We start from the raw sequence: 12,373 nt of genomic DNA, 5'->3' as shown, positions 1-12,373 counted from the left end.
CGCCGCTCAGCTTGCGGTGAACCGATAGGCCGGGCCGTGCTTTTCGACACGGCCTGCCGCTCCGGGAAGATGATAGCCGATCGCGATCGTCCGGTCCGCGCTCAGCCTGTCGAGCAGGGATCGACGCGTGGCGACCGCCACATCGGCATCTTGGTCGGATGCGGGCCGCCATTCGGGATAGGCGAAGGAAATTCGCGGATGGGTGAGCGCATCGCCCAGAACCATCACGGGCTGGCCTCCCGCCTCGAAGGCGAAGGAGACGTGTCCGGGCGTGTGACCGGCCGTCTCGACTGCCGCGATTCCGGGCAGCCATTCGCCCCCGGCCTGCAGACGCTCCAGCTTGTCGCCAAGCCCTCTGGCGATGCGCTGCGCCCCTGCGGCGAAGGCGTGCCGGTCGGCCGGCAATTGTTCGTAGACCTTCGGCGCCGTCCAGAAATCGATCTCCCGGGCGGCGGCGAGCCAGCGCGCATTCGGGAAGAGCGGGCTATCGAACTCGTCGAGCGCCCCCCAGAAGTGATCCGGATGCAGATGGGTGAAGAGCACATGCGTCACGGCTTCCGGCTCGATGCCGGCGGCGCGCAGGCTCTCCTGCAATTGCCCCGAGCCGGGCAGAAAATGTGCGCCGGCTCCGCAATCGAACAGGATGAGGTCGGCGCCGCGCCGCAGGCAGGTGACGTTCAGCACCGTCCGATAAGGATCGGCCGGTCCGGTCTCGGCCGCGATCGCGTCGGTCGGCACCTCGCGCGCCAGCATCGCGAGCGGCATTTCGAAGCCCCCATCGCTCAGGATGGTGAGCTGCTCCGCCTCGGGCCCGAGCCTGGTCACGACTTGCGCGGCGGCCGGAGCGGCGAGGCTCGCGGCTCCGGCGGCGAGCAGCAGGCGGCGTGTCAGCATGGCCCGGCCTATTTGTTGACCGGCGATTCGGGGTCGAACAGATAGCCCATTACATCCTTGATCTGGGCCTCGCTGAGGACCTTGTTCACGCCGAAGCGCGGCATGTTGGAGCAGGGCACCACCGCCATCGAGTTGTAGATTTTGGTGTAGGCGTCCTTGACGCTCTCGGCATCGTATTTGCGGTCCTTGCCATAGCCGGCGAGGCTGGGGCCCAATGTGCCGTAGCTCACTTCCTTGGGATCGAGCTGGTGGCAGGCGAAGCAGTTGCCGCCGGCGACCGTGCCGGGCGGATCGGAGAACTGGCCGCCGCGGCCGTTATTGGCGACGGCGTAGCCCTTCTTCCAATCGCCGAGGAACTTGCCGTCGGCCGGGTAGGTCACGCGCGTGGCCTCACGCTTCAGGATCTCGTCGGACTGCGCCGACGACGGATTGTTCCGCGTCGTGTTGCAGATCGCGAGGGTTTCGTCGGGCTTGATCCGGGCCTGCCATTCCGGCGAGGCCTTGCCGAAGGTCGAGTGCAGATAGGCGTCGATGACCGCCTGGCTGGGGCGCTCCTGCGCGGCCGCCTGTCCGGCGAGGAGAACGCCGGCGGCGAGCGCGATGGCGAGTTTCAGCATCGTCTTGTCCTCAGCGCTTGATTGAGGGAACGTTGAGCTCGCCGCCTTCCGCCCGGGTCTCCAGGAAGACGGTCAGGGCGGTCAGTGCCTCCGAGCCGTAGGCCGGCTCGGGCCAGCGCTGCTGGCGGTAGCAGTCCCAGAGCCGATGCTGCATGGTGCGCAGCGCGCTCTGCGAGACGCGATAGGTCGGCCAGGAGGCCATGGTTTCCTGCGCGGTCTTTCCCTTGACCGAGAGATTCGGCAGGCCCTGAAGGCGGATGCGCTTGCCTTCCTCCGCATGGCAGGTGGCGCAGGAGAAGTCGTTGACGCCGCCGCGCGTGTAGAACAGGGCCTCGCCGACGGCGGCCGCCTCCTTCTCCTTCGGGTGCGAGAGCGGTGGCTCGATCTTCATGCCATTCGACTTGTTGGCGATGAAGGCGACGAGATCTTCCAGGTCGGAGGCCTTGCCTGGACCGGAGAAGCGGCGGGCGACGACGTCCTTGGTGTCGAGTCCCTGGACCTTCTCCATGCACCAGAGCAGGCGCTGCTCCAGATCCATGACCTTGTCCGCATCGGCGAAATGGCGTGGCAGCTTCGCATAGGCGCCTTCGAGCTTGCCGGCGCCTTCGCCGAGGTCGCAGCCTTCGAGCGAAACGTTCTTCGTTCCTCTCGCCTCGCTCCACAGCGCCTCGCCGCGATCGACCGCCAGGAAGCCGGGATTCGAGAACGGGTCCGACAGCATCTGGCGATAGCGTTCGATCTCTTTCTCGCTGTCGTCCTGTGGTGACTGCGCCGACACGAGGCCGGCAGCAAATGTCAGGGCAGCCGCGAATGCGGCCGCCGCGATCACCGGAATCTTCATCCCTAGCCCTTTCGTTTCCTCATCGCCCGCTTATGCTGCGGGTGCCTTCAGCCCTTCGAGGGGCTTTACATTCAAAAAAATCGATATAACGATACGTGCAAATGATGTGCGGCGTTTCGCCGCCCCGTCAAGCATTAAAATGAGACCAGTTCCAGGGAGGAACGCGAATGAAGAAGGGCCTTTCAGGGCTGTCGCGCCGCGACTCGATCAAGGCTGCGGCCATGGCTTTCGCCGCTGCGGCGATCGCGCCGCGCCTGGCTTTCGCCGACGAGAAAGCGGTCGCTGCCGAGATCAAGAAGCTCTACGGCGACAAGAAGATGGCGCAGGGCAAGATCAAGCTCGACGTCCCGGAAATCGCTGAGAACGGCCTCGTCGTACCGGTCAATGTCGAGGTCGAAAGCCCGATGACGGATGCCGATTACGTCAAGGCGGTCCACGTCTTCGCCGACGGCAATCCGCAGCCCGGCGTGGTCAGCTACCAGTTCACGCCGGCCTGCGGAAAGGCTTCCGCCGCGACCCGCATGCGCCTCGCCCAGACGCAGGATGTGATCTGCATCGCCGAAATGTCGAACGGCGACCTCTACTCCGCCAAAGCGAATGTGAAGGTCACGATCGGCGGCTGCGGCGGCTGACAAGCCGACCCCGCGAAACGACGAAAAAAGGCGAGGAAACCATGAGCACGAAACCGACGCCCCGCGTCCGCGTCCCGGCCAAGGCTGCGCCCGGCGAGATGATCGAGATCAAGACGCTGATCTCGCATGAAATGGAATCCGGGCAGCGCAAGGACGCCAGGGGCGAGACGATCCCGCGCAAGATCATCAACAAGTTCACGGCGAGCTTCAACGGCAAGCCGGTCTTCGTCGCGGACTGGAACCCGGCGATCTCCGCCAACCCCTACCAGTCCTTCTTCTTCAAGGCCGCCGAGTCCGGCGAGTTCACCTTCGTCTGGAAGGATGACGACGGCTCCGATTACACGGCCAAGAGCAAGCTGACTGTCGGCTGACGCCGGTCCCTGCCGGCGCGCGCCGAGGGCGCCTCCGGATCCGCTTCGACCATCGATCATCTCCCGGGGCGCGACATGCGCGTCTCCGAAGGACGACACATGATCTCAAGACGCGAATTTCTTCAGGCGACGGCCGCGGCGGCGGCGATCACCGCCGCCTCGGGGCTCGGTCCCCTCGGACGTGCGGCCGCACAGCAGAAGCTTTCGCAGGCCGACATCCTGCGCTTCGATCCGCTGGGCACGGTCACCATCCTCTACCTGGCCGATATCCATGCCCAGCTCGTGCCGCTGCATTTCCGCGAGCCCTCGGTCAATCTCGGCGTCGGCGAGGTCAAGGGCCTGCCGCCGCATCTGACCGACGCCGCCTTCCGCGATTACTTCAAGATCGCCGCGGGAACGCCCGACGCCTTCGCTCTCACCTCTGACGATTTCGTCCAGCTTGCGCGCAACTACGGCCGCATGGGCGGGCTCGATCGTATCGCGACGCTGGTCAAGGCGGTACGGGCCGAGCGTGGCGACGGCAACGTGCTGCTGCTGGATGGCGGCGATACCTGGCAGGGCAGCTGGAGCGCGCTGCAAACCAGGGGCCAAGACATGGTCGACGCCATGACAGCGCTGAAGGTCGACGCGATGACCTCGCATTGGGAGTTCACGCTCGGTGCAGACCGGGTCAAGGAGATCGTCGAAACCGCGCCTTTCGCCTTCCTCGCGCAGAATATCCGCGACAAGGAATGGAACGAGCCGGTCTTCCCGCCGCGCAAGATCTTCGAGAAGGGCGGCGCCAGGATCGCCGTGATCGGCCAGGCCCTGCCGCGCACCGCCATCGCCAATCCGCGCTGGATGTTCCCGGACTGGGAGTTCGGTATCCGCGAGGAGGAACTGCAGAAGCAGGTGGACGAAGCCCGCGCCGAGGGCGCCCAAGTCGTGGTGCTGCTCTCGCATGATGGCTTCGACGTCGACCGCAAGCTCGCTTCGCGGGTCAAAGGTATCGACGTCATCCTGACGGCTCACACCCATGACGCGATGCCGGGATTGATCCGCGTCGGCGACACCGTGCTCGTCGCGACCGGCTCGCATGGCAAGTTCCTGTCGCGTCTCGATCTTTCGGTGAAGGACGGCAAGCTCGCCGATCTCCGTTTCAAGCTGTTGCCGGTTTTCGCCGACGCGATCGCGCCCGACCCTGAAATGGCTGCCTTGGTGACGAAGCTGCGCGAGCCCTTTGCCGCCGATCTCGCCAGGGAGATCGGCCGGACGGACGCGCTGCTGTATCGTCGCGGCAATTTCAACGGCACCTTCGACGACCTGATCTGCGATGCGATGATGCAGCAGCGCGACGCCGAGATCACGCTCTCGCCGGGCTTCCGCTGGGGCGGCTCGCTGCTGCCGGGCGAGGCGATCACCTGGGAAGCGATCACCAATGCCACCGCCATCACCTATCCGAACTGCTACCGGATGGAAATGACCGGCCAGCAGCTCAAGGATGTGCTGGAGGACGTCGCCGACAACATCTTCCACCCCGATCCTTATTTCCAGGGTGGTGGCGACATGGTCCGAGTCGGCGGCATGGGCTACGCGATCGACGTCGCCAAGCCGATGGGCAGCCGCATCTCCGAGCTCACCCACCTGAAATCCGGCCAGCAGATCGAGGCGGGCAAGCACTATGTCGTCTCCGGCTGGGCGAGCGTCAACGAAGGTACGCAAGGTCCGCCGATCTGGGACGTGGTGCGCGATCATGTGGCCGCGACCAAGACGATCGCGCCGAAACCCAACAACGCCGTGAAGGTCAGCGGCGCATGAGCGCCGCGACCGCCTGGCCGCGAAACTGATCGGAGGACATGAGAGAATGACCTCGCACGCTGACAATCCGGCGCCGAGCCGGCGTGGTTTCCTCGGTGGCGCCGCATTGGCCGGTGCCGGCCTCGCGACGGCAGGCGTCGCCCGCGCGGAAACGGCCAAGCCCGATCCGCTGATTACCGAGGTGCAGGATTGGAACCGCTATCTCGGCGAGGGGGTCGACAAGCACCCTTACGGTTCGCCCTCGCGCTTCGAGAAGAATGTGATCCGTCGCGACGTGCCCTGGCTCACGGCCTCGCCGGAATCCTCGGTGAACTTTACGCCGCTGCACGATCTCGACGGCATCATCACGCCCTCGGGGCTGTGCTTCGAGCGTCACCATGCTGGCATCGCCGATATCGACCCGGCTAACCACAGGCTGATGATCCACGGTCTCGTCGACAAGCCGCTCGTCTTCACCATGGAGGACATCAAGCGGATGCCGCGCGAGAATCGCGTGCACTTCCTCGAATGCGCGGCGAATTCCGGTATGGAATGGCGCGGGTCGCAGCTCAATGGCTGCCAGTTCACCCATGGCATGGTCCACAACGTCATGTATACGGGCGTGCCGTTGAAGGTGATCCTCGCCGAGGCGGGGCTGAAGCCCAGCGCGAAATGGCTGATGCTGGAAGGGGCCGACGCTGCCGGCATGAACCGGTCCCTGCCGCTGGAGAAGGCGCTCGACGATGTGCTCGTCGCCTTCGCCATGAACGGCGAGGCGCTGCGCCCGGAGCAGGGCTATCCGCTGCGTGCGGTCATCCCGGGCTGGGAAGGCAATCTCTGGGTGAAGTGGCTTCGCCGCATCGAGGTCGGAGACATGCCGTGGATGGCGCGCGAGGAGACCTCGAAATACACCGACTTGCTGGCGGATGGGCGCTCGCGCCGCTTTACCTTCATCATGGATGCGAAGTCGGTCGTCACCAACCCTTCGCCGCAGGCGCCGCTGAAGGCCAGGGGCCGCAATGTGCTCTCGGGTCTCGCCTGGTCGGGCCGCGGCACCGTCAAGCGTGTCGACGTCACCTTGGACGGCGGCAAGAACTGGCAGCAGGCCCGCATCGACGGCCCTGTTCTCGATAAATCGCTGACGCGCTTCTATGTCGATTTCGATTGGAATGGCGGCGAGTTGCTGGTGCAGTCGCGCGCGATGGACTCGACCGGCTACGTCCAGCCGACGAAGGAGGAACTTCGCAAGATCCGCGGCGCGAACTCCATCTACCACAACAACGGCATCCAGACCTGGCATGTGAAGCCGAACGGGGAGACCGAGAATGTCGAAATCTCCTAGGATCGCGCTGCTCGCCGGCGCGGCCGGGCTCGTGGTCGCCATTGCCGGGCCCCTGCTGGCACAGCCCGCGCACAAGCAGCATTCCCAGCCGAAGCATCCCCATGTCGTCCAGTCGCAGCCGCCCGGCGGAGGCCCGGCGGCTCCCGCCAGGACGGGTCTCGGCCGCGAGGCGCTGCCCGAGGAAGTGAAGGCCTGGTCGATCGACGTCCGGCCCGATGGCAAGGGCCTGCCGCCGGGCAAGGGCACGGTCCGCCAGGGCGACGAGATCTTTCAGGCGCAATGCGCCAGCTGCCATGGCGAGTTCGGGCAGGGCAATGGTCGCTGGCCTGTGCTCGCGGGCGGGCAGGGTTCGCTCAAGGACGACCGGCCGGAGAAGACGATCGGCTCGTTCTGGCCCGATCTCTCGACGGTTTACGACTACATCCATCGCGCGATGCCCTTCGGCAATGCGCAGTCGCTGGAGCCGGATCAGGTCTACGCGCTGACGGCCTATCTGCTCTATCTGAACGACATCGTGAAGGACGAGGATTTCGAGCTCTCGGACAAGAACTTCACCTCGGTGAAGCTGCCGAATGCCTCCGCCTTCTATGACGACGACCGCGAGACGGCGGAGAAGTCGTTCTGGGGCAGGCAGCCCTGCATGAAGGACTGCAAGAGCGAGGTGCGGATCACCGGGCGCGCCACTGTGCTCGACGTGACGCCGGACTCCAAGACCGCGCCGAAAGTCGATTGATGGGGATGGCCCAGGGCGCGCCCGGCTGGATTGGCTTTGCCGCCGTGGCGGCAGGGCTGGCTGTCGGGCAGGCCCATGCCGCGGGCGATCGCGCGCTCGGTGAATATCTCTCGGCGGAATGCGCGACCTGTCATGGCAATGCGCCGAAGGCCGGCGCCATCCCTGGGCTCGCGGGAATGCCGGTGGATCAGTTCACTGCATTGATGGATGCCTATCGCTTGGGAGACCGGGACAACGCCGCGATGCGCAACGTCGCCCGGCAGCTTTCCGCGGAGGAAGTTGCGGCTCTGGCCGCCTATTACGAGGGGCTGAAAACGGCCCCCTGACCGTCGATATGCGGCGGCGAACAGGGAGGAAGACGATGACGGATTGCGCTGGGATACCGTCGCGCCGCGGGCTGCTCGCGGCTGCGGCTTCTGGCTTGGCCGCCGCTGCGACGGCAGCCGCGGCCGCTCCGCCACAGGTCAGCCTGGCGGATCTCAAGAAGGAGGCCGATGTCGCCTGCCTATACCACTGCGATTTTGGCGACCCGCAGCGTTTCGTGCAGATGCTGACGAATATTTCGAACCATTATTCGGCTTATGGGGCCGATCCCTTCGCCTTGCAGATCGTCGTCGTCGCCCATGGTGCAGGCGTCAAGTTCTTCCTCAACTCCCTGGAGGGAACGAGTTGGGCGGACGAGGCCATGGTGCCGAAAATCTTCGAACGGGTCGAGGATGTCGCCAAGAGCGGCCTGCGGATCCACCTCTGCGAGATCACCTTTCAGCGTAACAGGATCGACAAGGCCAAGGCGCGTGACGCGTCCTTCATCAGCTTCGTGCCCTCGGGAGTGGCTGCCGTCGCGGCGCTGCAATCCAAGGGCTTCACCTATATGAAGATCGGTTAGCGCCATGCGGATCGATCGCAGGGGATTGATGCGCTCCGGCCTCATCGCCGCGGCGACGCTGGCGGCGCCTGCCGTGCTCGGCCAGGCCAGGGCGCGCGTGGTGGTGATCGGCGGCGGTGCCGGCGGGGCCACGGCCGCCCGCTACCTGGCCAAGGACGCCGACGGGGCCCTCGCCGTAACGCTGGTCGAGGAGAACGAGCTCCACCACACCTGCTTCCACTCGAACCTCTATCTCGGCGGGTTCAAGAGCTACGACGAGATCACCCATCGCTATGATGCGCTGGTGAGCCGGCACGGCATCACGCTCGCCAGGGCCCGCGCCACGCAGATCGATCGAGACAAGCGCGAGGTCGTGCTCGCCGACGGCCGCAGGCTGCCCTACGATCGCCTCGTCGTCTCGCCCGGCATCGACCTCAAATATGATTCCGTTCCCGGTTGGTCGAAAGCCGGGGAGGAGGCGATGCCCCATGGCTGGAAGCCGGGAACGCAGACGCAGCTCATCAAGCGCAAGCTCGATGCCGTGCCGAATGGCGGCACCATCGTGATGATCGCGCCGCCCAATCCCTATCGCTGTCCGCCCGGACCTTATGAGCGCGCCTCGATGTTCGCCCATGTGCTCAAGAGCAGCGGCCGGGGCGATGCGCGAATCGTCATCCTCGATCCCAAGGAAAGCTTCTCGAAGCAGGGAGTCTTCCAGGAAGGCTGGGAGGCGCATTACGGCACCATGATCGAATGGCTCGGGCCGAAGGTGCATGACGGCATCAAGTCGGTCGATCCGGCGACGAACACCGTGGTGACCGGCTTCGAAACCTACCGCGACTGCGCCTTCGTCAACGTGATCCCGGCGCAGATGGCCGGCGAGATCGCGCGCAGCGCCGGCCTTGCGCCTATGGGCGGCTATTGTGCGATCGACCCCGCGACGATGAAATCAACGGCCGATCCGAACATTTACGTCCTCGGCGATGCCTGCATCGCCGGTGATATGCCGAAATCCGCCTTCGCGGCCAACAGCCAGGCCAAGGTCGCGGCAATGACGATCCGCGCGGAGCTCACGGGCGCGCGCAGCTTTCCGCCGCGCTATCTCAACACCTGCTGGTCGTTGGTCGAGACCGACGACGCGATCAAGGTCGGCGGGCGCTACGAGCCGCGCGACGGACGCATCGCGGCGATCGAGACTTTCGTGTCCCAGAACGGCGAAGCGGCCGAGCTTCGTAAGCAGAACGAGGTCGAGAACCTGTCCTGGTATGCCGCGATGACGGCCGACATGCTCGGTTAGCGCAGCTTTTTCCTGTTCACACCGCCACAGAGGAATCCGATGAAGACGTTGATCCCCGTTCCCTTCCTGCTCGCACTTGTCGCGGCACAGCCGGCCCCTGCGCAGGATGTCTCCGCCGGCGAGCGCTCCTTCAATAAGTGCAGGGCCTGTCACCAGCTTGGTGAGACGGCTAAGAATGGCGTCGGTCCGGAGCTGAACGGCCTCTTCGGGCGCCATACGGGCTCGGTCGAGGGCTACAGCTATTCGACGGCGAACAAAGCGGCGAATCTGACCTGGGACGAAACCAATTTCGCCGAATACATCAAGGACCCGAAGGCCAAGATCCCGGGAACGAAGATGGTCTTCGCGGGCATCAAGAACGAGAAGGAAATCATGGATCTGACGGCCTTCCTCAAACAATTCGGCAAGGACGGCAAGAAGATGTGATTTCCAGACCGGCCGCCATCCGGCGGCTGGTCTCCCGTTCGCGGCCTTCCACCTGCGCGTCGCAGCCTCGGTCTCGATTCAAGGCGTTCGGATAAGCAAAACCGAAATCAGATGTCGACGGTCGCGTTCAGCGCGTTCGTCTGGATGAACTCGCGTCGCGGCTCGACGACATCGCCCATCAGCTTGACGAAGAGATCGTCGGCCTCGTCGTTCTGGTCGTTCTTGACCCGCAGCAGCGAGCGCACGTCGCGGTCGAGCGTCGTTTCCCAGAGCTGGTCGGGGTTCATCTCGCCCAGTCCTTTGTAGCGCTGCAGCGCGACGCCCTTGCGACCGATGGTCGAGACCGCATCGAACAGATCGCTCGGCCCATTGATCGTGAAGGAATCACCCTTGCGGGCGAGCGTGCCGGGCTTGGCATAGGCCTCCTGCAGCGAGAGCGCCGCGGCATCGAGCTTGCGGGCCTCGGCGCTGGCGAGCAGGCCGGCATCAATCGTCGCCGCCTGCTTCACGCCGCGGACCATGCGCGAGAAGACGAAGCCGCCTTCGCTGACCTTGCCTTCCCAGCCGCGCTCCAACTCGTCAGAGATCGCATCGAGCCGGCGCGCGACATAGGCTGCGGCCTCGTTCGCCTGCGCCTCGTTCTCCTCGCTCACCGGATGCAGCACGCCGGCGATCGCCATCTGCTCGACGACGCGCCGGTCATAGCGCGAATGCAGCTGCGACAGCGCATTGCGCACGTTGCGAGCTTCCTCGATCAGGACGCGCAGATCCGCGCCGCCGCGCTCGATGCCGTCGCCGGTGCGGAAGGTGGCGCCGTCGACCGTCGAGTCGACCAGATATTGCTCCAGCGCCCGCTCGTCCTTCAGGTAGACATGGCTCTTGCCGCGTGCCGCCTTGTAGAGCGGAGGCTGGGCGATGAAGAGATGGCCGGCATCGATCAATTCCGGCATCTGCCGGTAGAAGAAGGTCAGCAGCAGGGTACGAATATGGGCGCCGTCGACGTCGGCGTCGGTCATGATGATGATCTTGTGGTAGCGCAGCTTCGCCAGGTTGAAGCCGCCCTGTTCGGCATCGGCCCGGCCGATGCCGGCGCCGAGCGCCGTGATCAGCGTGCCGACCTGGTCGGAGGAGAGCATCTTGTCGAAGCGGGCTCGCTCGACGTTCAGGATCTTGCCGCGCAGCGGCAGCACAGCCTGGTATTCGCGGGCGCGGCCCTGCTTGGCGGAGCCGCCGGCCGAGTCACCCTCGACGATGAAGAGTTCGGACTTGGCCGGGTCGCGTTCCTGGCAATCAGCCAATTTGCCCGGAAGCGAGGCGATATCGAGCGCGCCCTTGCGGCGGGTGAGGTCGCGTGCCTTGCGGGCGGCCTCGCGGGCGGCAGCGGCTTCCGCCACCTTGCCGACGATGGTCTTGGCCTCGCTCGGATGCTCTTCCAGCCACTCGGAGAGCGCCTGGTTGACGACGTTCTCGACGACCGGGCGGACTTCAGAGGAAACCAGCTTGTCCTTGGTCTGCGACGAGAACTTCGGATCGGGGACCTTGACCGAGACGATCGCGGTCAAGCCTTCGCGGCAGTCGTCGCCGGTCAGCGAGACCTTTTCCTTCTTCGAGATGCCCGAGCTCTCGGCATAGCCGGTGACCTGGCGCGTCAGCGCGGCTCGGAAGCCGGCGAGATGGGTGCCGCCGTCGCGCTGCGGAATGTTGTTGGTGAAGCAGAGCACGTTCTCGTGGTAGCTGTCGTTCCACCACAGGGCGACATCGACGGTGATGCCGTCCTTCTCCGAGGTCAGCATGATCGGCTTTTCGATCACCGCCGTCTTGGCCCGGTCGAGATAGCGCACGAAGGCTTCGACGCCGCCATCATACATCAGCTCTTCACGGACCACCTCGGCATGGCGGGCATCGGTCAGCACGATTCGCACGCCCGAATTCAGGAAGGCGAGCTCGCGCAGCCGGTGTTCCAGCGTCTTGTAGTCGAACTCCACCATGGTGAAGGTCTCTTGCGACGGCAGGAAGGTGACCTCCGTGCCGCGCTTGTCGCCCTGCGGGCCGACCACCGCGAGCGGCGCCACCGCGTCCCCATGGCGGAATTCCATGAAATGCTCATGCCCGCCGCGCCAGATGCGCAGCTTGAGCGAGACCGAGAGCGCATTGACGACGGAGACGCCGACGCCGTGAAGGCCGCCCGAGACCTTGTAGGAGTTCTGGTCGAACTTACCGCCGGCATGGAGCTGGGTCATGATGACCTCGGCCGCCGAGATGCCTTCCTCGCTGTGGATATCGGTCGGGATGCCGCGGCCGTTGTCGGTCACGGTGACCGACCCGTCGGCATTCAGCGTCACCGTGACGAGGTCCGCATGTCCGGCGAGCGCCTCGTCGATCGCGTTGTCGACGACTTCGTAGACCATGTGGTGCAGGCCGGAGCCGTCATCGGTGTCGCCGATATACATGCCAGGCCGCTTGCGAACGGCATCCAGACCCTTGAGAACCTTGATGGAATCGGCGCCGTAGTCGTCTGGCTGGGCGCTGAGCGCGGCATCGGTCATGAAGTGGTCCCTGAGCGGGCGAGCGAGTGCCCG

Annotated in this window: 13 protein-coding genes; 9 read left to right on the top strand and 4 right to left on the bottom strand. The window is 65.2% G+C overall.

The window, feature by feature from the left end:
- Positions 1 to 6: 6 nt before the first annotated feature.
- Genes AC1DEZ_RS16620 through soxA form a run of 3 tightly spaced genes read right to left on the bottom strand, consistent with a single transcriptional unit; the run spans position 7 to position 2,352 of the window.
- The gene (locus AC1DEZ_RS16620; RefSeq protein WP_476780042.1) at positions 7 to 894 is read right to left on the bottom strand and encodes an MBL fold metallo-hydrolase; all 888 of its coding nucleotides are present in this window, start codon (positions 892 to 894) and stop codon (positions 7 to 9) included.
- Between the two features lie 8 nt (positions 895 to 902).
- The gene (gene soxX / locus AC1DEZ_RS16615; protein ID WP_476780041.1) at positions 903 to 1,511 is read right to left on the bottom strand and encodes a sulfur oxidation c-type cytochrome SoxX; all 609 of its coding nucleotides are present in this window, start codon (positions 1,509 to 1,511) and stop codon (positions 903 to 905) included.
- A 10-nt stretch (positions 1,512 to 1,521) separates the two neighbouring features.
- Positions 1,522 to 2,352 (bottom strand): sulfur oxidation c-type cytochrome SoxA, encoded by an 831-nt coding sequence (soxA, locus tag AC1DEZ_RS16610; protein WP_476780040.1) that lies wholly within the window; start codon positions 2,350 to 2,352, stop codon positions 1,522 to 1,524.
- 167 nt (positions 2,353 to 2,519) lie between these two features.
- On the opposite strand from soxA, the gene soxY reads away from it, so the two are divergent.
- The 9 genes from soxY (at position 2,520) to AC1DEZ_RS16565 (ending at position 9,794) form a co-directional block, all read left to right on the top strand.
- Complete coding sequence (gene soxY, locus AC1DEZ_RS16605; protein ID WP_476780039.1) at positions 2,520 to 2,984, top strand: thiosulfate oxidation carrier protein SoxY; 465 nt, start codon at positions 2,520 to 2,522, stop codon at positions 2,982 to 2,984.
- 41 nt (positions 2,985 to 3,025) lie between these two features.
- Complete coding sequence (soxZ, locus tag AC1DEZ_RS16600) at positions 3,026 to 3,355, top strand: thiosulfate oxidation carrier complex protein SoxZ (RefSeq protein WP_476780038.1); 330 nt, start codon at positions 3,026 to 3,028, stop codon at positions 3,353 to 3,355.
- 99 nt (positions 3,356 to 3,454) lie between these two features.
- The gene (gene soxB / locus AC1DEZ_RS16595; protein WP_476780037.1) at positions 3,455 to 5,152 is read left to right on the top strand and encodes a thiosulfohydrolase SoxB; all 1,698 of its coding nucleotides are present in this window, start codon (positions 3,455 to 3,457) and stop codon (positions 5,150 to 5,152) included.
- 46 nt (positions 5,153 to 5,198) lie between these two features.
- Positions 5,199 to 6,473: a sulfite dehydrogenase gene (soxC, locus tag AC1DEZ_RS16590; RefSeq protein WP_441509872.1), complete on the top strand. Its 1,275-nt coding sequence runs from the start codon at positions 5,199 to 5,201 to the stop codon at positions 6,471 to 6,473.
- Entirely contained in the window at positions 6,457 to 7,206 is a 750-nt protein-coding gene (locus tag AC1DEZ_RS16585; RefSeq protein WP_476780036.1) for a c-type cytochrome, read from the top strand. The genes soxC and AC1DEZ_RS16585 overlap by 17 nt, the downstream gene beginning before the upstream one ends.
- Positions 7,207 to 7,211: 5 nt before the next feature.
- Entirely contained in the window at positions 7,212 to 7,532 is a 321-nt protein-coding gene (locus tag AC1DEZ_RS16580) for a c-type cytochrome (protein ID WP_476780035.1), read from the top strand.
- A gap of 35 nt (positions 7,533 to 7,567) precedes the next feature.
- Positions 7,568 to 8,092, top strand: a complete 525-nt coding sequence (locus AC1DEZ_RS16575) for a DsrE family protein (RefSeq protein WP_476780034.1) — start codon at positions 7,568 to 7,570, stop codon at positions 8,090 to 8,092.
- 4 nt (positions 8,093 to 8,096) lie between these two features.
- Positions 8,097 to 9,368 (top strand): FCSD flavin-binding domain-containing protein, encoded by a 1,272-nt coding sequence (locus AC1DEZ_RS16570; RefSeq protein ID WP_476780033.1) that lies wholly within the window; start codon positions 8,097 to 8,099, stop codon positions 9,366 to 9,368.
- A gap of 39 nt (positions 9,369 to 9,407) precedes the next feature.
- Complete coding sequence (locus tag AC1DEZ_RS16565) at positions 9,408 to 9,794, top strand: c-type cytochrome (RefSeq protein WP_441509867.1); 387 nt, start codon at positions 9,408 to 9,410, stop codon at positions 9,792 to 9,794.
- Between the two features lie 107 nt (positions 9,795 to 9,901).
- Here the strand turns inward: AC1DEZ_RS16565 and gyrB are convergent, their stop codons facing one another.
- Positions 9,902 to 12,340 (bottom strand): DNA topoisomerase (ATP-hydrolyzing) subunit B, encoded by a 2,439-nt coding sequence (gene gyrB, locus AC1DEZ_RS16560; protein WP_441509866.1) that lies wholly within the window; start codon positions 12,338 to 12,340, stop codon positions 9,902 to 9,904.
- Positions 12,341 to 12,373 lie beyond the last annotated feature (33 nt).

It is taken from the genome of Allobosea sp. 10L422 (assembly GCF_056395345.1).
This window is presented reverse-complemented; position numbering and strand designations above follow the sequence as displayed.

Excerpts from the sequence above, each read along its gene's own strand:
- AC1DEZ_RS16620 (WP_476780042.1), bottom strand. The coding sequence starts at position 894 with ATGCTGACACGCCGCCTGCTGCTCGCCGCCGGAGCCGCGAGCCTCGCC.
- soxX (WP_476780041.1), bottom strand. The coding sequence starts at position 1,511 with ATGCTGAAACTCGCCATCGCGCTCGCCGCCGGCGTTCTCCTCGCCGGA.
- soxA (WP_476780040.1), bottom strand. The coding sequence starts at position 2,352 with ATGAAGATTCCGGTGATCGCGGCGGCCGCATTCGCGGCTGCCCTGACA.
- soxY (WP_476780039.1), top strand. The coding sequence starts at position 2,520 with ATGAAGAAGGGCCTTTCAGGGCTGTCGCGCCGCGACTCGATCAAGGCT.
- soxZ (WP_476780038.1), top strand. The coding sequence starts at position 3,026 with ATGAGCACGAAACCGACGCCCCGCGTCCGCGTCCCGGCCAAGGCTGCG.
- soxB (WP_476780037.1), top strand. The coding sequence starts at position 3,455 with ATGATCTCAAGACGCGAATTTCTTCAGGCGACGGCCGCGGCGGCGGCG.
- soxC (WP_441509872.1), top strand. The coding sequence starts at position 5,199 with ATGACCTCGCACGCTGACAATCCGGCGCCGAGCCGGCGTGGTTTCCTC.
- AC1DEZ_RS16585 (WP_476780036.1), top strand. The coding sequence starts at position 6,457 with ATGTCGAAATCTCCTAGGATCGCGCTGCTCGCCGGCGCGGCCGGGCTC.
- AC1DEZ_RS16580 (WP_476780035.1), top strand. The coding sequence starts at position 7,212 with ATGGCCCAGGGCGCGCCCGGCTGGATTGGCTTTGCCGCCGTGGCGGCA.
- AC1DEZ_RS16575 (WP_476780034.1), top strand. The coding sequence starts at position 7,568 with ATGACGGATTGCGCTGGGATACCGTCGCGCCGCGGGCTGCTCGCGGCT.
- AC1DEZ_RS16570 (WP_476780033.1), top strand. The coding sequence starts at position 8,097 with ATGCGGATCGATCGCAGGGGATTGATGCGCTCCGGCCTCATCGCCGCG.
- AC1DEZ_RS16565 (WP_441509867.1), top strand. The coding sequence starts at position 9,408 with ATGAAGACGTTGATCCCCGTTCCCTTCCTGCTCGCACTTGTCGCGGCA.
- gyrB (WP_441509866.1), bottom strand. The coding sequence starts at position 12,340 with ATGACCGATGCCGCGCTCAGCGCCCAGCCAGACGACTACGGCGCCGAT.